This is a genomic window from Bacillus sp. OTU530 (genome assembly GCF_038440375.1).
Genome location: NZ_JASATP010000012.1, coordinates 89,131 through 106,666, shown reverse-complemented (window position 1 = coordinate 106,666; position 17,536 = coordinate 89,131). Strand labels below are relative to the sequence as shown.

Annotated in this window: 20 protein-coding genes; 12 read left to right on the top strand and 8 right to left on the bottom strand. The window is 43.1% G+C overall.

Annotated features, from left to right (window positions below):
* Window positions 1-116 precede the first annotated feature (116 nt).
* From AAHB12_RS11560 to iolE, 3 genes are all read left to right on the top strand, one after another.
* A complete protein-coding gene (locus AAHB12_RS11560; RefSeq protein WP_342045409.1) occupies window positions 117-1,115 on the top strand; it encodes an ABC transporter permease in 999 nt (332 codons plus the stop codon).
* A gap of 474 nt (window positions 1,116-1,589) precedes the next feature.
* Window positions 1,590-2,612, top strand: coding sequence for an inositol 2-dehydrogenase (gene iolG, locus AAHB12_RS11555; protein WP_342045408.1), 1,023 nt, complete (start codon window positions 1,590-1,592; stop codon window positions 2,610-2,612).
* Between the two features lie 18 nt (window positions 2,613-2,630).
* Entirely contained in the window at window positions 2,631-3,524 is an 894-nt protein-coding gene (iolE, locus tag AAHB12_RS11550; protein WP_342045407.1) for a myo-inosose-2 dehydratase, read from the top strand.
* Between the two features lie 274 nt (window positions 3,525-3,798).
* Here the strand turns inward: iolE and AAHB12_RS11545 are convergent, their stop codons facing one another.
* Together AAHB12_RS11545 and AAHB12_RS11540 are read right to left on the bottom strand one after the other, a co-directional pair.
* Window positions 3,799-4,329, bottom strand: a complete 531-nt coding sequence (locus tag AAHB12_RS11545) for a hypothetical protein (protein WP_342045406.1) — start codon at window positions 4,327-4,329, stop codon at window positions 3,799-3,801.
* 209 nt (window positions 4,330-4,538) lie between these two features.
* Window positions 4,539-5,030, bottom strand: a complete 492-nt coding sequence (locus AAHB12_RS11540) for a YajQ family cyclic di-GMP-binding protein (protein WP_129729093.1) — start codon at window positions 5,028-5,030, stop codon at window positions 4,539-4,541.
* A gap of 147 nt (window positions 5,031-5,177) precedes the next feature.
* Here AAHB12_RS11540 and AAHB12_RS11535 point away from each other — a divergent pair, with 147 nt between their 5' ends.
* Window positions 5,178-6,035, top strand: coding sequence for a CvfB family protein (locus AAHB12_RS11535; RefSeq protein WP_342045405.1), 858 nt, complete (start codon window positions 5,178-5,180; stop codon window positions 6,033-6,035).
* 216 nt (window positions 6,036-6,251) lie between these two features.
* Here AAHB12_RS11535 and AAHB12_RS11530 read toward each other — a convergent pair whose 3' ends face one another.
* Complete coding sequence (locus AAHB12_RS11530; protein WP_205650959.1) at window positions 6,252-6,419, bottom strand: DUF3941 domain-containing protein; 168 nt, start codon at window positions 6,417-6,419, stop codon at window positions 6,252-6,254.
* A gap of 19 nt (window positions 6,420-6,438) precedes the next feature.
* Between AAHB12_RS11530 and AAHB12_RS11525 the strand changes: the two genes are divergently transcribed.
* Window positions 6,439-7,329: a YitT family protein gene (locus AAHB12_RS11525; protein WP_246040286.1), complete on the top strand. Its 891-nt coding sequence runs from the start codon at window positions 6,439-6,441 to the stop codon at window positions 7,327-7,329.
* A gap of 119 nt (window positions 7,330-7,448) precedes the next feature.
* Here AAHB12_RS11525 and AAHB12_RS11520 read toward each other — a convergent pair whose 3' ends face one another.
* The 3 genes from AAHB12_RS11520 to AAHB12_RS11510 all read right to left on the bottom strand — a co-directional run bounded on the left by AAHB12_RS11520 (window position 7,449) and on the right by AAHB12_RS11510 (window position 8,689).
* Window positions 7,449-7,634, bottom strand: a complete 186-nt coding sequence (locus AAHB12_RS11520) for a DUF3813 domain-containing protein (RefSeq protein WP_129729090.1) — start codon at window positions 7,632-7,634, stop codon at window positions 7,449-7,451.
* 2 nt (window positions 7,635-7,636) lie between these two features.
* Window positions 7,637-7,783 carry a competence protein gene (locus AAHB12_RS11515; protein ID WP_129729089.1) on the bottom strand — a complete coding sequence of 49 codons (147 nt, stop codon included), beginning with the start codon at window positions 7,781-7,783 and terminating at the stop codon, window positions 7,637-7,639.
* Window positions 7,784-7,879: 96 nt separating this feature from the next.
* The gene (locus AAHB12_RS11510; RefSeq protein WP_342045404.1) at window positions 7,880-8,689 is read right to left on the bottom strand and encodes a Cof-type HAD-IIB family hydrolase; all 810 of its coding nucleotides are present in this window, start codon (window positions 8,687-8,689) and stop codon (window positions 7,880-7,882) included.
* 448 nt (window positions 8,690-9,137) lie between these two features.
* Here AAHB12_RS11510 and AAHB12_RS11505 point away from each other — a divergent pair, with 448 nt between their 5' ends.
* Together AAHB12_RS11505 and clpB are read left to right on the top strand one after the other, a co-directional pair.
* Window positions 9,138-9,326 carry a YjzC family protein gene (locus tag AAHB12_RS11505; protein WP_129729087.1) on the top strand — a complete coding sequence of 63 codons (189 nt, stop codon included), beginning with the start codon at window positions 9,138-9,140 and terminating at the stop codon, window positions 9,324-9,326.
* Between the two features lie 156 nt (window positions 9,327-9,482).
* Window positions 9,483-12,083: an ATP-dependent chaperone ClpB gene (gene clpB / locus AAHB12_RS11500; RefSeq protein WP_342045403.1), complete on the top strand. Its 2,601-nt coding sequence runs from the start codon at window positions 9,483-9,485 to the stop codon at window positions 12,081-12,083.
* A 173-nt stretch (window positions 12,084-12,256) separates the two neighbouring features.
* On the opposite strand, the gene AAHB12_RS11495 is transcribed toward clpB, so the two are convergent.
* Window positions 12,257-12,442, bottom strand: coding sequence for a YjzD family protein (locus AAHB12_RS11495; RefSeq protein WP_129729085.1), 186 nt, complete (start codon window positions 12,440-12,442; stop codon window positions 12,257-12,259).
* Window positions 12,443-12,607: 165 nt separating this feature from the next.
* Here AAHB12_RS11495 and AAHB12_RS11490 point away from each other — a divergent pair, with 165 nt between their 5' ends.
* The 5 genes from AAHB12_RS11490 (at window position 12,608) to fabF (ending at window position 17,086) form a co-directional block, all read left to right on the top strand.
* Window positions 12,608-13,342 (top strand): alpha/beta hydrolase, encoded by a 735-nt coding sequence (locus AAHB12_RS11490; RefSeq protein WP_342045402.1) that lies wholly within the window; start codon window positions 12,608-12,610, stop codon window positions 13,340-13,342.
* Between the two features lie 179 nt (window positions 13,343-13,521).
* A complete protein-coding gene (locus tag AAHB12_RS11485; RefSeq protein WP_129729083.1) occupies window positions 13,522-14,379 on the top strand; it encodes an NAD-dependent epimerase/dehydratase family protein in 858 nt (285 codons plus the stop codon).
* 204 nt (window positions 14,380-14,583) lie between these two features.
* Window positions 14,584-14,778: a ComZ family protein gene (locus tag AAHB12_RS11480; protein WP_129729082.1), complete on the top strand. Its 195-nt coding sequence runs from the start codon at window positions 14,584-14,586 to the stop codon at window positions 14,776-14,778.
* Between the two features lie 109 nt (window positions 14,779-14,887).
* Window positions 14,888-15,820: a beta-ketoacyl-ACP synthase III gene (locus tag AAHB12_RS11475; protein ID WP_129729081.1), complete on the top strand. Its 933-nt coding sequence runs from the start codon at window positions 14,888-14,890 to the stop codon at window positions 15,818-15,820.
* A 24-nt stretch (window positions 15,821-15,844) separates the two neighbouring features.
* Entirely contained in the window at window positions 15,845-17,086 is a 1,242-nt protein-coding gene (fabF, locus tag AAHB12_RS11470; RefSeq protein WP_342045401.1) for a beta-ketoacyl-ACP synthase II, read from the top strand.
* A gap of 137 nt (window positions 17,087-17,223) precedes the next feature.
* Here the strand turns inward: fabF and AAHB12_RS11465 are convergent, their stop codons facing one another.
* The gene (locus tag AAHB12_RS11465; protein WP_129729079.1) at window positions 17,224-17,454 is read right to left on the bottom strand and encodes a group-specific protein; all 231 of its coding nucleotides are present in this window, start codon (window positions 17,452-17,454) and stop codon (window positions 17,224-17,226) included.
* Between the last annotated feature and the right edge of the window lie 82 nt (window positions 17,455-17,536).

The window sequence follows — 17,536 nt, the reverse complement described above, 5'->3', positions numbered from 1 at the left end:
AAACATGCAGTTGCACTTATGGTTTGTTCTTACAATTTCCTGCTGCGTCGAATTGCTTCACAGCTGGGAATTTATAAATTCTTGAAAGTATCCAACCCCTTGAAGGAGGAGTAGCAATGAAAACTCAAGAGAGTGCTGTAAGCAACCCGACGGTGCTTGCAAATTCGGTTAACAGAAAGAAGCAAATCTCAGCAATATTGAATAAGTACGGAATTGTATTCATCTTTATCGCAATGTGTATTTTAATGTCAATTCTATCACCGGCCTTTTTAAACGTAAATAACTTGATTAACGTTGTACGACAAATTTCTTTCATCGGTATTGTGGCAATGGGTATGACAATGGTCATCATTACAACGGGGATCGACTTATCTCCTGGTTCGGTTATTGCCCTTGTATCGGTAATCGCTGCAAGTTATGCACATCCGGGTGAATATCCATTATTCGTTCCGCTTGCAATCGGGATGGCAATTGGAGCAGCAGCTGGATTCATTAACGGTGCGATTTCTGCAAAAGGAAAAATCCCTCCGTTCATCGCGACATTAGGAATGATGACAGCAGCGAGAGGTTTAGCGCTTCTGTATTCAGATGGAAGACCAATTGGTAACTTATCAGAGTCCTTCATGTTTATCGGAAAAGGTACAATCGCTGGGATTCCATTCCCAATCATTATTTTTATCGTCATGGGTATCATTTCACATATCATGTTAAGCCAAATGAGATTTGGTAAATACACATACGCAATCGGCGGCAATGAACAAGCTGCACGTATTTGCGGGATTCCGGTAGATCGCTACAAAATTATGATTTTCACATACGCAGGTCTTTTAGCAGGTATTGCAGGTTTAATGTTAACAGCACGTATTTCTGCAGGACAGCCAAGCCTTGGACTAATGTATGAATTGGATGCAATTGCCGCTGCGGTTATCGGCGGAACAAGCTTAAATGGCGGAATCGGTACAATTCCAGGAACAATGATTGGAGCTTTGATCATCGGGGTTCTAAACAATGGACTTGACTTAATGAACGTATCTTCCTACTGGCAGCAAATTTTAAAGGGAGCGATCATTGTAGCAGCAGTTCTTCTTGACTCTCGTAAAAATAAGAAAGCTTAAAAAATAACAGACAAGCAGTAAATCGAGATGAATGTGGGAGTTATATTAGATTGCTTCCACTGACGAAGCAGGCAGGGATATTGTGTGCAATTAGTTCAATAATCCCTGCAAAGCTTCTCTCAGTTCAAAATGAGCACGGAAGAAATTGCTTTTTCTCCTGTTGAATCAAGCTATATAACAAGCTACAGGGGCTGTTTATCGCAATATTTTCAGCTTATCAATATCTTGTATAGTTTCCAGAAATCCGACAGTCAATTTGGAGTAGACTGGTTGGAGTTGGTTCAAAAGGAGAGAATGCAAAGAGCAATTATGCTCTTTAAGACAACAGATGTGAATGTACTTTCTGCATATGTTGTTATTTCTGGATTGAGAAATTCACCAGAGCGTTTCAGTCTTAAAATGTGATTATTAGATTCATAACACATGCTTTTGAAAAAATCTATTCTATTTTATAGGTCGAAAAGGGGTAGAAATATGAACACAGTTACATTGGGGATTATTGGTGCAGGACGTATTGGAAGATTACATGTAGATAACCTTTTATCAGTTCCGCAAGTGAAAATTAAAGCGGTATCAGATGTGGTGGTAGATCATTTACAGGAATGGGCTGCTAGCAAAGGAATTTCTGTTCTAACAACAAATTATCAGGATTTATTGGCAGATCCTGAAATTGATGCGGTATTTATTTGCTCTCCAACAAGCACACATGCACAAATTATTCAGGAGGCAGCACGTGCGAAGAAGCATATTTTCTGTGAAAAGCCGGTCAGCTTCTCTGCAGAGCAGACAATCGAAGCGCTGCGTGTAGTAGAAGAAGAGGGCGTACAATTACAGGTTGGCTTTAACCGTCGTTTTGATCCGAATTTTAAAAAGGTACGAGACCTTGTGCAGCAGGGGGAAATTGGACAGCCTCATATTCTGAAAATCACATCTAGAGACCCGCAGCCACCAAGCGTTGATTACATTCTTACTTCAGGCGGCCTGTTCATGGACATGATGATTCATGATTTTGATATGGCACGTTATGTAATGAATAGTGAAGTAGTGGAAGTATCTGCTCAGGGAGCGGTTTTGGTTGATCCTGCGATTGGCGAAGCAGGAGATATCGATACTGCCATTGTTACATTGAAATTTGCAAATGGGGCAATTGGAGTGATTGATAATAGCCGTCAAGCTGTATATGGATATGATCAGCGTGTGGAAGTCTTTGGGGCAAAAGGAGCAGCAACAGCCGATAACTGCCGTCCAACAACGGTAGAAGTATCTACAGTGGAAGGCGTGGTAAAGGACAAGCCATTATATTTCTTCCTTGAGCGCTATACACAAGCATATATCGAGGAAGTTACACAGTTTGCAAAGACGATCCTAGCAGGTGAAAAGGTGCTGTGCACTGGTAATGATGGCTTGCAGGCAGAGAGAATTGCAAAGGCCGCAAAGGAATCCTTCTTAGCGGGACGCCCTGTTAAGATTGAACACGAAACAGTAACGGCACAGTAAATAAGAGAGGGAATAGATATGTTTAAAGAAAATACAATCAGACTAGGAATCGCACCAATTGCGTGGACAAATGATGATCTTCCAGAGCTTGGCGGCGAGAATACATTTGAGCAGTGCGTAAGTGAAATGGCATTAGCTGGATTCACTGGCAGTGAAGTAGGAAATAAGTATCCTCGTGATACGGATGTACTGAAAAAGGCATTATCGCTTCGGGGATTGCAAATCGCAAGCGCTTGGTTTAGCGCATTTTTGACAACAAAACCTCTAGAGGAAACGGTAGAGGCATTCATTGAGCACCGTGATTTCTTACATACGATGGGTGCGAAGGTCATTGTTGTATCGGAGCAAGGAAAAAGTGTGCAAGGTCAAGCGGTACCTGTTTACAAAGCAAAGCCTGTCTTTACGGAAGAAGAGTGGAAGCTATTAGTAGCTGGCTTGCATCGTCTTGGTGAGCTGGCCGCGGAGAGGGATATGGCGATTGTATTCCACCATCATATGGGAACAGGGATTCAAACAACAGCAGAAATTGATAAGCTCATGGAGCTAACAGATCCAAATTTAGTTTCTTTATTGTTTGATACAGGACATCTTGTATTCTCAGGAGAGGATCCAATTCATGTACTGAAAAAGCACCTGCCTCGCATTAAGCATGTGCATTTAAAAGACATTCGCCCAGAAGTGGTGGCTCGTGTGAAGGAAGGGGATTTAAGCTTTTTGCAGGCAGTAAAGGCAGGTGCCTTCACTGTTCCAGGTGATGGCTCCATTGAATTTGACGAGGTATTTACAACACTTGCGGCGTCTGATTATACAGGCTGGTTTGTTGTTGAGGCTGAGCAAGATCCGGCATTAGCGAATCCGTTTGAATATGCGGTGAAGGCCCGCCGTTATATTAATGAAAAAACAGGGCTGTAATTATAGTCCTGTACGATAACATAATAATCCATGGACTGACCGTATGATGGAAGAAGAGCATAAATGGTTATTAGGGCTGCATGCGAAGGTTTGGTCTGAGAAGAAATAGTGACAGGAGAAAAATCCCGATGAACCCCCAACCTCATCGGGATTTTTTTACACTTTAAGAAAGTATAAATTTCTAGCTGGAGGACAATTCGACGTAGTGAGAAATTTTAGGAACTACGCCTCTGTCTTCGCACGGGGGCAGGGCTCGCCAATCGGCGAGTTTTCTTTAATGATCATTTTCGTAAATTTCACTTAATTTTTCAGTGAGAACCGTATAAAACTGCTGTGGTTCATCTGGCCGGAGGTGCACCTTTGTTACAGTTTTTGTGAAACCATACAATAGCTGAGCTGTTTGCGGCGTATGAAAGGTAATTTCAAAGGCCGGCTGCTCTTTCATAAAATCAACGAGCACCGCATCGAATATCTCCTTTTCCTCCTTTCTAGACAGCTTTTCCGGTCCTTCATAGGCATGGATGCTTTTTATATCCTGCAAAGAAACCTTGAGTCTCTTCATCACCCCAACCTGTAAATAAAGATGGTTATCCGTTAGTATAAAGGGGGCTAATCGCAGCGCTTGTATTTCTGCTAAAAATAGAAGAAGCGTATACAGATTGAGAATAAGCGCGACAAGGGCAACAATCGGGTTCCAGCTGTGAAGCAGAAAATGAAAACCGACTGATTCAATGATGAGAGCGTGAATAAGCATCACATAAAAAGCGATAGCACTTGTTTTTTTATGGTATGTAAACACAGACATTGTGTTTATATGAGGAGCACGCTTTCGCCACGAAAACAGGCCGTAGTAAAAAATAGCAGCTTCTGTACAGTATTAGTATAAAAGTCGTGTAGTTATGATGTCAGGACTTCTTGGCGGAGGAGCAGAGGAGAAAGTATCGAACTGGATTACGTAAAAAGAATACCGTATTCTAGGAATAGAATACGGTATTCTTTCTAAAAAATCTACCCTTATCGATAATTAATAAACTGCAATTCAACCGGCACATCCGCTTCACGAACAGCTGCGATAACTGCTTGTAAATCGTCGCGGCTTTTGCCTGTGACACGAAGCTGGTCATCTTGGATTTGGCTTTTCACCTTTAGCTTTAAGTTTTTAATAATCGTATTGAGAACCTTTGCTGTGTCTTTGTCAATGCCTTGCTTGAGATTAACGTATTGACGAACTGTACCACCGGATGCATTTTCAATCTTGCCATAGTCTAAGTTTTTAATCGGAACGCCTCGTTTTACGAGCTTACTTAAGAGAACATCTGTTAATTGACTTAACTTGTATTCATCGTCGGATGTCAGAACGAGAGATTCCTTTTCGAGCTTGATGTCGCTCTTGCTTCCTTTGAAGTCATAGCGCGTTTGAATTTCCTTCAATGCGAGGTTAATGGCATTTGTAACCTCTGGTAATTCGACCTTTGAGACAATATCAAAAGAGCTTTCCTTTGACATAAATAATCCCTCCAAACTATATGTATATGCTATATTATAAGGAAAATGGGCGGATTGGACAAATGATAGAAAAAAACGTGGTATAATGGGGCTTTGTTTGGCAAACTAATACATAGCATATTTTTATTATAGAAGGGATTTGTAAGTATGATGCTGCAAGCAGGAGCAATAGAACAGGTCGAGGTTTTGCGTGAGACAGAAATTGGATATATGGTAGGTAATGAGCAAGATGAGGTATTTTTGCATAAAAATGAAGTTGCTGGTGAGATTGCGGAGGGCGACGAGCTTGATGTGTTTTTATATCATGATCATAAAGGACGCTTAACGGCAACGATGAAGACACCGCTCATTACAACGGAGGATTTCGGCTGGGTAGAGGTTGTGAAAGTATCCCAGGGCTTGGGTGTATTTGTTGATATTGGCGTTTCAAAGGATATTTTAATTCCCGGTGATGAGTTTTCTGGTTTTTTCGGTGTTTGGCCGCAGGAGGGAGACGAATTGTATTGTCGTCTTAAGCTGACGGGACGAGATCGTTTAATTGCCCTGCCTGCGCAGGATGAGGATCTGAAGGAATTAGCGGTTGCTGCTACGCAGTCGATGTTTAACAAAAATGTAAGTGCCCGCGTGTATCGTGCCATTCGTACGGGTTCATTCATTCTAACGGATGAGCATTTCTTAGGATTTATCCATCAATCAGAACGCAAACAAGAGCCCCGCATCGGTGAGCGCGTAACGGGCCGCATCATTGCAGTAAAAGACGATGGGACTGTTAACGTATCTCTTCTGCCGCGCAAGCAGGAGGGGATGGATGAGGATGCACAGGCTTTATATGAATATATGGAAGGCCGCGGCGGTGCGATGCCATTTAGCGACCAAAGTGCGCCAGAGGATATTAAGGAGCGTTTCCAAATGAGTAAAGGAGCATTTAAGAGGGCGCTTGGGAAGCTCATGAAGGAAGGCAAAGTCTATCAGGAGGAAGGATGGACATATTTTAAGAGGGATTAGTAAAAGGAGTAAAAGGAACAGCACTGATAGATGTGCTGTTTTTTTTTTGTTCCACTGTAAGAAAGTATACATTTCCAGCCGGAAGACAATTCGATGTAGTAAAAGGCGCTTTTTGCCTTTTGCAGAGGTTCAGCCCGGAGTCTGCCATTTTGGGCCTTGCTCCCCGAAAAGTTATACTTTCTTATCTTGTAAACAAGACCGGGAAATTTCCCGGTCTTAGCGATGGTCAGTTTTCTTTGAGTAGTCATGTTTACCTGCTTGATAATTCTCTTGTACCTGCATATTTTTTTGCATATGCTTTGCATTGTTGTCATGCGCTTTTTTGTCATTATCGCTAGTTTTTGGCATCCTATATCCCTCCTTAGCTGTTTCTACGTTTATCATTTCCGTTTCCGTTAAGACTATGTACAAGGAACAAGCAGGAAGGAGCATACATGTGAAACTCAAGATGAGTTCCATTGAAATAGGTAAGAAAACGTTTGTGATTATATTTGGTGCACTGTTAAATGCAATTGGGATGAATTTATTTTTAATCCCGGCGAATGTATATGCAAGCGGCTTTGTCGGAGTAGCACAGCTTCTCTCTGGTATAGTAAGCAAATTTACACCCATTGTCCTTTCAACAGGTATGCTGTATATTGTGTTCAACATTCCGATTGTTATATTGGGCTGGCGAAAAATCGGGAAATCATTTACACTGTTTAGCTTTGTTAGTATTGCCTTTATGACATTGTTTTTAGAAATGGTCCCTGTTCTCACACTGTCTCATGATATTATGCTAAATGCTGTGTTCGGCGGTGTGATTCTTGCGATTGGTTCTGGACTTACCCTGAAGTGGGGAGCTTCGACCGGCGGGATGGATATTATTGTCATGATTCTGTCGCGTGTGAAGGAGCGGCCGCTTGGAACATACTTTTTCACGTTGAACTCGCTTATTATTCTAACGGCAGGCGCAGTGTATGGGTGGGAGAAGGCGCTGTATACTCTTGTAGGGTTATATGCGTCATCGCGTGTAATTGATATGATTCATACACGCCACGTGAAGCTGACTGTGTTTATTGTAACGAAAAACGGTGCCGCATTGCGCAAGGCTATTCAATCTTGTCTTGTACGAGGCATTACAACGCTGCCGGCGACAGGGGCATTTACAAATGAGCAAAAAGAGATGCTGATGATTGTGATTACACGTTATGAGTTGTATGCGATTGAGCGTATCATCAATGAGGTTGATCCAAAGGCGTTTGCAAATGTTGTTCATACGGAAAGTGTACTAGGTTTGTTTCGCAAGGAATGAACCTTCCCCACCTACCACTGGAATTCCATTAAGAGCAAAACGAATCTGATTCATTTTGCGTGATGCAAGAAAGAAGAAAAAAAGAAAGGAGAACCCGAAATCGGGTTCTCCCGTTACATTTAGGACATATTTTGCAACTGCTCCTGCATCTCGCGCAGTTGTGCCTTTTCGGCAGTGGAAGAGTGCGTATAAGCGGAGGTTAAAGCATTTTTTGCTTTTTCCACCATTTCATGCTGTCCGCTGCCAGTTGTGTTTAAGGCAAGGGATACTGCTTCTCTCGCTTGCTGAAACAACAGATTGCCCATTGTTATACACCTCCGAGAGTCGAGTTAGCCCGCTCTTTTCGAGCCTCTGCTTCGGCTAATGTAGACCGATAAGGGAATTGTTCATCATGTTTAGAAACCGTATCTGAACCTTGCTGAATAAAACGTTTGGACTTATTGCGCTTACCCATCGTCTATTCCCCCTTTTGAATTAGCAGAAAAGCTGTGACACGTGCTGTGTCCTTTATAGTATGTACATTGCGCTTCGGGCTATGAATGGAAACGACTTACAAGCCTAAATATTCCTCCAAAAAGACAGCGATACCATCCTCTTCATTTGTTAACGTCACGTGATTTGATAACGACTTCAGCTCTGGAATCGCATTGCCCATTGCCACGCCGTTTCCGGCAAATTCAATCATTTCAAAGTCATTGTCTTCATCACCAAAGGCAATAATATGCTCCGCCCCAATGCAGTAGTAGTCGGCTACTCTCTTTAAGCCAATTGCTTTATTGAGGCCGCTTCGAACAATTTCGATAATATGCCAGGGTGCTGCCCACTTGCGATGATCAATGACTTCTGCGTGAACATCTGTTAAATGCTTCTGAATGTTTTCCACCTCTTGTTCATTCGCATCAATTAGCAAGCACGTTGGATCTTTTGTTAAAATATGAAGCAAGTCTCCCGTATATATCTTTGGGGAGCCGAACTGGAAAATATGCTGCACGCCTTCATCGAGGTAGTGTGTATATACATCGTCTATAACCTCGGCATACATATTTTTTACACCAAATGCTGCACATGCTTGTATGATTTCCTGGGCTGTTGAGAGCTCAAGAGGTGAGTGATATGTGCCCCATGAGGGATTTAGTGGATGATGGACGTAGGCACCGTTAAAGTTGATGATTGGAGTATCGAGATTTAGTTCCTGATAATACAGATTGCTTGCCCGATACGGACGGCCTGTGGAAATGACGACAAGATGGCCGTGCTCCCGTGCTTTTTGGAGAGTGGCTTTATTACGCTCAGAAATTTTTTTGTCATCGTTTAATAACGTACCATCTAAATCGATTGCAATTAAATGTTGATTTCGCATAGGCTCACCTTTTTAGGAGTAGTTGTGTTCTTCCATTTTAATCCTTTTTCTCTTTTTCTGTCTACTATTTCCATACGTCAAGATGATCTAGGAATTTTTGGGAATTGTGTAAAGGTTGTGAAAGGGGCTACAATAGGAGAGAAAAGCTTGTATAATGACATTGTAATCTTCCCGTATAAATTGTTAACTCTCCTTTGTTTACTGACCGGATAGGGTCAGTTTTTTATGTTTTAGGAAAAGTATGCGTGCAACTTCGCCTAACCGTTCGTCAATTGGCGAGTTTCTTTTATCAAATGTATGCTCTAAATCATTATTGTATGAAAGTCTTTTTCGGAAAGCAGACCTAAGAGGCGGGAGAGTTCAATTCCTAAACATAACAGAAAGAAACTCTTATCTTCGGGCACAATAATGATGTAATGACTTTTTCTTTTGAAAGGAGTAGTGCATCATGGGTCAAAGTCACCGTTTTCGAGCAGGACAAAAGGCGCCAAATAACGGAGTTTATATTGAAATCGGGGAAACAGGCAACGGCAGCGGCATTCAGGATCCGAAACAGATCAAGCTGAAAGCTGGAGATCGTTTTCCTGAAAATACAAATGATGACCGTCAATGGACATACGCGCCTAAAACACGCTAACATTTTACCAAAAAACCATCTTCCATTGCGGGAGATGGTTTTTTGGGGATTATACATAACTCTGTTTAAGTCATTTGCTTTTACTTTATAAAATCATGAATTTTTCCTATAATAAAAATAAAGGTCAAAATAAGTCAAAGAAGTGAGGGGATAGAAATGGATTTGAATAAAATGACGCAAAAAATGCAGGAAGCTGTGCTGCGGGCACAATCTATTGCAGTTGAACGTTCTCATCAGGAAGTAGATATCGTTCACGTACTCGCAGCATTGCTGGAGCAGGAGGATGGTTTAACGGCAAGGGTTATGCAAAAGCTTGGTGTTTCTATAGAACAGTTTCAACAAGAAGTGCAGCAGCTCTTAGAACGAAAACCTCGTGTGACAGGAAGCGGAGCAGAGGCTGGAAAGGTATATATTACACAAGGGCTTCAGCGGTTGTTTGTACGTGCGGAGGAGGAAGTAAAGCGGCTGCGAGACGATTATATGTCTGTAGAGCATATTTTGCTTGTGATGAGCGATGAAAAGGAATCGACAGCAATTGGACAGCTTTTCACAAGATTTCAATTAAAACGGGAACGATTGCTGCGTACATTGATGGATATAAGGGGGAATCAACGCGTGACAAGTCAAAATCCGGAAGCGACATATGAAGCATTGGAAAAATACGGTCGAGATCTTGTGGCACAGGCGCGTCTTGGTAAAATGGATCCGGTGATTGGACGAGATAGTGAAATTCGCCGTGTGATCCGCATCTTATCACGCAAAACGAAAAATAATCCAGTTTTAATTGGAGAGCCGGGAGTCGGAAAAACAGCAATAGCCGAAGGACTAGCGCAGCGTATTGTGCGTAAGGATGTACCAGAAGGACTAAAGGATAAAATTGTTTTTGCGCTTGATATGAGCGCTCTTGTAGCAGGTGCAAAGTTTCGCGGTGAATTCGAGGAGCGTCTGCAGGCGGTATTAAATGAGGTTAAGAAAAGCGAAGGACGCATTTTGTTGTTTATTGATGAACTGCATACGATTGTTGGAGCGGGTAAGGCAGAGGGGGCGATGGATGCGGGTAATATGCTAAAGCCGATGTTAGCGCGAGGCGAGTTACATTGCATCGGTGCAACAACGCTTGATGAATATCGAAAATATATTGAGAAGGATCCAGCACTCGAGCGCCGTTTTCAACAGGTGCTTGTCGAAGAGCCGACTGTCACGGATACCGTTTCGATTTTGCGCGGTTTAAAGGAGCGGTTTGAAATTCATCATGGTGTGAATATTCACGATCGTGCTCTTGTTGCCGCGGCTGTACTATCTGATCGTTATATTTCCGATCGTTTTTTGCCAGATAAAGCAATTGATTTGGTGGACGAAGCATGTGCAACCATTCGAACGGAAATTGATTCGCTGCCAACGGAGCTAGATGAAGTTATGCGGCGCATGATGCAGCTTGAAATTGAAGAGGCTGCGCTGCTAAAAGAAACAGATGAACGAAGCAAGGAGCGTTTGGAAACTTTGCGTCGTGAGCTTGCTGATTTAAAGGAGCAAACAACTGTGATGCGTGCGCAGTGGCAGCAGGAAAAGGATGAAATTCAGCGTGTTCGCAGCCTGCGTGAGCAGCTAGAACGGTTGCGTCATGAGCTTGAGGAGGCGGAAGGAAGCTATGATTTAAATAAGGCTGCGGAGCTTCGGCACGGTCGTATTCCAGCGCTCGAGCGCACCTTAAAGGAAGCAGAGGAGAAGGAAAACAAACAGGAAAATCGCTTGCTGCGCGAGGAAGTGACAGAAGAAGAAATCGCAGCGATTGTCTCGCGTTGGACAGGAATCCCGGTTACAAAACTTGTGGAAGGGGAACGAGAAAAATTGCTTCGTCTGACAGATATTTTGGCAGAGCGTGTTATCGGACAAGAGGAAGCAGTGCAGCTTGTTTCTGATGCGGTGCTGCGTGCTCGAGCCGGCATCCAAGATCCAAACCGACCGATTGGTTCATTCTTGTTTCTCGGACCGACAGGCGTTGGAAAAACAGAGCTCGCAAAGACGCTTGCACAAGCGTTATTTGATAGCGAAGAGCAGATCATCCGTATCGACATGTCTGAGTATATGGAAAAACATGCTGTTTCTCGTTTAATTGGAGCACCTCCTGGGTATGTTGGTTACGAGGAAGGCGGACAGCTAACAGAGGCGGTGCGTCGCAAGCCATATTCTGTCATTTTACTTGATGAAATTGAAAAGGCACATCCTGAAGTATTTAACGTGCTTCTGCAGGTACTCGATGATGGGCGCATTACAGATTCACAAGGACGAACGGTGGATTTTAAAAATACGGTTATTATTATGACGTCGAATATCGGCTCGCATATTCTGCTTGAGGATGTGCAGGAAGAAGGGGCAATCGGTGAGGAGACGAGAGAACGGGTGATGAGCCTGCTTCGCAATCACTTTAGGCCAGAGTTTGTCAACCGCATTGATGAAGTCATTTTATTTAAGCCGCTCACCACGAGGGAAATGACAAAAATTGTTGATAAAATGAGCGTGGAATTGCAAAGAAGGCTTTCAGATCGTGATATTGAACTGCAGCTAACAGAAGGCGCGAAGGCGTTTATCGCAGCAGCGGGCTTTGATCCATTGTATGGGGCGCGGCCGCTGAAGCGCTATATGCAACGTCAAATTGAAACCAAACTGGCAAGAGAACTCATTGCAGGTCACATTCAAGATCATAGTACGGTTATCGTTGACGAACAATCGGGAGAGCTTGTATTAAAGACTATATAAGAAAAACGAACACGGTCTGCTCTGCTCCCGAAGCGGGCAGTGTCCCCATAAAAAGTTATACTTTCTTACCTCGTAAAAAAGCCTGTCCAGATGTATCGAAATACATCTGGACAGGCTTTGCTGTCTGTTTAGAAGAAAAGGTGACTCGACAGATCGAGTTCCCTTTTCCTACATCAATGATGCTGTCCAGCAGGCTCATTTGGAAGAATTGCGGAAATGATAAAAATCAAAACAGTCACGACAACAGACATGATAGTTGCTTGTCCTGAGTCATATGTACTGCCTGTCATAGAGCTGATTATGTAGCTCATCATTTGCATAAGCAGGAACGACCAAATAAACGTCCAAAGTAAACGCATTCCTTTCACACTCCTATTCGTTCTTCATTCAATCAATTCTTATTCTAACACAAATTGATATAGAAAATAGAAAATATTTTTACACCTTTTGCAAGGCAAATTCTCCCTGCACACATACATTATAAAAAAGAAACATTTACAATGGCATTTTAAGGCGGGAGAACAATGGAGATCAGGGAGCGTTTCTTTTTTCTAGAACAAGAGCCGTGCGTCATTCATCTTCCGGAAAAGCCGAATGGATTTGGAGTGCTTATACTGGGGGATTATAATCACTTTGTTGAGAGTGGTACAAGTTTATGGATGCAGCATGTTGGGAAGGCGCATCTCTTGGAGGAGTTGCGCAACGAGGGGTACACCGTGTTTACTTCCAACTTGTACGGTCGACATTGGGGGAATGACAAAGCAGTGCGACTGGCAAAGCGCTTATATCATGTTGTGATGAAAAAGGAAATTTTGAATGAAAGAATTCATATTATAGCAGAAGGAATGGGCGCTCTTGTTGCGCTTGACATGATGGCCACAATGCCGGAATCTATCCGTTCGGCTGTGATGCTGCACCCTTGTCTCGACTTACCGAGACATTTGGAGTTGGAGCGTGAGCATAAGTTTTTTTATAAACGACTGCTGCGCGAGCTCATGGCAGCATATGAGGTGAGTGAGGAGGATTTACCAGCGATGATTCGCTCCAAAACATTCCGGGGCTTTTCCTCGCATATACCGATAAGAATGTTTGTTCCAACGAGTGAGCGGAAGGAGCGAAAGATAATTGTGCGGGAATATGAGCAGCTTCAATTTCAATCTGGATCCCCCATCTCACTTTCGTTTCATGTACAGGATGCCAAGTATAAAGTCGTTCGTCCAATCCTTCAAGCATTTCATACGCATGAAGCAGATTTATAAAGAAAACTCGCCGATTGGCGAGCCATGCCCTTGGGCGAAGACAAAGGCGTAGTTGCCCTTATACTGTATTCCTAAAATTTCCGACTACGTCGAATGAACTTCTAGCTGGAAATTTATACTTTTTTACAGTGTAAAGAATACCCATTACTTGGCCAGCCTTTGATAAAGGAGGTAAGAAGATGAAGAGGGCAGTTGTAGTAGGAGCACTGTCGTTTGTCGGATATCATCTCGTACAAAAGCTGCTTTTGGAGGGGACGGAGGTGATTGCTCTTGATATTGAAAGCTTGCTTGAGCTATCACCACTGAATGAAGAAAAACTGCTGCTGATTGGCAGACATGCGAATTTTTCATACGATTCTATCGAAAGTGGCGAAACTTGGAGGGAGGCGTGTGAGCAGGCACCGGATATTGTTTATTTCTGCTTATGTGAGCCAAACCAGATGATAGAATTTCCTGAGCAATCCCTTGTACAGCGTACATTAGATGAAGCAATTTCCTTCTGTAGAAAGCATGAGAAACAACTTGTGATGTTATCATCCCTAAACGCTTCCGTTGCTTCAGCAGATATAGAGAAATCATCTGGAACAGCAAATGGTGCATGGTTTTATACATTGGAAAAGAAGCTGGAGAAGCTTGCACCATCCTTCGCTGTTTTGCGTGTCCCGACTGTATATGGTCCGTGGCAGCCGTCTTTTATGATCTACCATCAATTGATTATATCGAAGGAAGCAAATGTTGAAGTGCAGGAAAATAGTAATGATGCTGTTTATGTAGAGGATGTAGCCCAATGCTTATATCGTTTTGGCGCCGAGCGTATTTCTGGAACGTACTATATTGAAAGTGAAGAAGCTGGACAGTGGAAAAAGGGGATTGAGCTTCTTTGTGGCAATGGAAACATCGGGACAGTAGAAAGTAAATCGCAATTGAAAATAGGAACACGCTATTTGTACCGTCCAAGTTGTTCTTTGCAGGAAGGACTCGAGCAGCAGATTTTGCATGTAAATAAGTATAAACAGTTATATAAGGATATGAAATAGCACATCTATTGAATTTTCTTCCTTTTTACCGATATAATAGAGAAAACTCGCTGATTGGCAAGCTGTTAGGCAAAAACAGAAGCGTAGTTACATTTACATTTTATCCCTAAAATTTCCTGCTGCGTCGAGTTAGCTTCTAGCTGGAAATTGACACTTTCTGAAAGGGTGAAAGGGATAAGTTTGAGGCTGAAAGGAAGAAAGAACATGGATCAAGGACGTAATATGCAATTTTTACAAATGGCGATGCAATATTTGCCGGAAGCTAAGGGAATGCTTGAGTCAAGCGGGGTAGAACTTGATTTGGCAAAAGCTCAGCCTGTGCTTGAGTTGCTCATGAAGGTTATGAATGATGCGTATGAGCTTGGCAGACAAGAGGCCCTAGCGGAAAAGGGAGAATAAAGTCGGTGAGATACCGGCTTTTTTCTATCTCCTCATAGTGGACAAACAAATCATCATACATTAAAATTAGTACCAAGTCTTAATAATTGATATAAAGTGGGGGATTAGCATGAATGCAGGAATTTTAGGAATCGGCAGCTATGTTCCAGAACGAATTGTAACAAACTATGATTTGGAACAAATGATGGATACGTCCGATGAGTGGATCCGCACACGAACTGGCATTGAAGAGCGACGTATTGCTTCTGATGATGTAGATACATCGCATATGGCAGCAGAAGCTGCGAAGCAAGCATTAGAGGATGCGGGAATTGCTGCGGAACAATTAGATTTGATTTTAGTAGCAACGGTTACTCCGGATTATGCATTTCCTTCTGTTGCTTGCATGGTACAAGACCAAATTGGAGCAAAGCATGCAGCAGCAATGGATATTAGTGCAGCCTGCGCTGGCTTTATGTACGGAATGATTACGGCACAGCAATTTATCCAAACTGGCGCTTATAAATATGTACTTATAATCGGAAGCGAAAAGCTTTCAAAGATTGTCGATTGGAATGACCGAAATACAGCTGTGTTATTTGGGGATGGAGCAGGAGCAGCGATTATGGGTCCTGTTTCGGAAGGAAGAGGTGTTCTATCGTTTGAACTAGGGGCAGATGGCAGTGGAGGAATGCACCTGTACCAAGGCGAACATATTACGATGAATGGCAGAGAAGTCTTTAAATTTGCTGTGCGTCAAATGGGAGATTCAAGCCTGCGCGTGCTTGAAAAAGCGGGACTAACGAAGGAAGATGTTAATTTTCTCGTTCCGCATCAGGCAAATATTCGTATTATGGAATCATCTCGTCAGCGTTTAAATCTGCCGGAGGAGAAAATGAGCACAACGATTCGAAAATTTGGCAATACATCATCATCATCTATTCCGCTTGCCCTTGTGGAGGAGCGCACGAATGGACGCATTAAAGACGACGATCTCATTGTGCTAGTTGGATTTGGCGGCGGTTTAACGTGGGGTGCGGTAGCGCTTCGTTGGGGCAGATAATTACGAAGAAGGAGTGTCATAGCAATGGAAAAAAAGCGTGTTGTAATTACAGGATTAGGCGCTATAACGCCAGTAGGAAATGATGTTGAAACTGCATGGACAAATGTAATAAACGGCGTCTCGGGAATCGGTCGTCTTACACGCTTAGATCCCGATTTGTTTCCGGCAAAGGTGGCAGCGGAACTCAAGGATTTTGAGGTAGAGCAGCACATTGATAAAAAAGATGCTCGCAGAATGGATCGTTTTACGCAATATGCAGTAGTAGCTGCAAAAATGGCTGTAGAGGATGCAAATTTAACGATTAATGACGAGAATGCGCCGCGTATTGGTGTCTGGGTTGGATCGGGTATTGGCGGAATGGAAACATACGAAGATCAGTATAGAACATTGTTGGAGAAAGGACCTCGTCGCGTAAGTCCGTTTTTTGTTCCTATGATGATTCCCGATATGGCAGCTGGACAAGTATCGATTGCAACAGGGGCAAAAGGAATCAACTCCTGCTCTGTCACAGCTTGTGCCTCCGGTGCAAACTCGATTGGCGATGCCTTTAAGGTGATTCAGCGCGGTGACGCAGATGCAATGATTACAGGAGGAACAGAAGCCCCTCTTACAAGCATTTCCTTTGCAGGCTTTAGCTCGGCAAAAGCATTGTCATTTGATGAGAATCCGGCTACAGCTTGTCGTCCATTTGATAAAAATCGCAGTGGTTTTGTCATGGGCGAGGGTGCCGGAATTTTAATTTTAGAAAGCTTAGAGCACGCTTTGCAGCGCGGTGCGAGAATTTATGCCGAAATTGTTGGCTACGGTGCAGCTGGCGATGCGTTCCATATTACGCTTCCAGCGCCTGGCGGAGAAGGCAGTGTTCGGGCAATGCGCCAAGCATTATCAGATGCGGGCATTCAGCCAGATGATGTGGACTATATTAATGCGCATGGAACGAGCACAGAAGCAAATGAAAAGTATGAAACAATGGCAATTAAAGAAGTGTTCGGTAACCATGCATACAAAGTAGCAGTGAGCTCTACAAAATCGATGACGGGGCATTTGCTTGGCGCAGCTGGAGCTGTGGAGGCAATCTTCTCAGTGCGTACGATTACGGACGGCATTATTCCGCCAACGATTAACTACGAAACGCCAGATCCAGATTGCGACCTTGACTATGTGCCAAATACAGCACGTAAGCAAGAAGTACGCACGGTCCTAAGCAACTCCTTAGGGTTTGGCGGTCATAACGCAGCACTTGTTTTCAAAAAGTATGAAGCGTAAAGAAAACTAGCCGGCTGGCAAGCCCTGCTCTTGGGCGAAGACAGAGGCGTAGTTACACTTATACTTTATTTTTAAAAGGTGAGAAAGCTCCATGGAGCTGGACAAAAAACACGCAGAGGTTATCCTCTGCGTGTTTTTTACAGCTTAATCAAGCGCTGCAAGCCTTCGTTTCGCTCTTCTTGTTCTTCCCTTGATACTAGATCGTACTTTTTCAAAAGATGAAATAGCTCATTTAATACGGCCTGTGGCTGCTCGTCTTGTAAAAAGCGCTGTACATCCGCAAATAAAAGTGCAGGTAAAAAGCTTTGCTGACTTTCAAGCTTATTACGTACATCCTCCAATGAATGATCAAGATTACATGCTCCCATTTGTATCACCTCTTGCTTAGTCATTATATGTATCTACTATGTAACCGTAGCATTCAATAGAGGGAAAATCAACGCCTCTGTG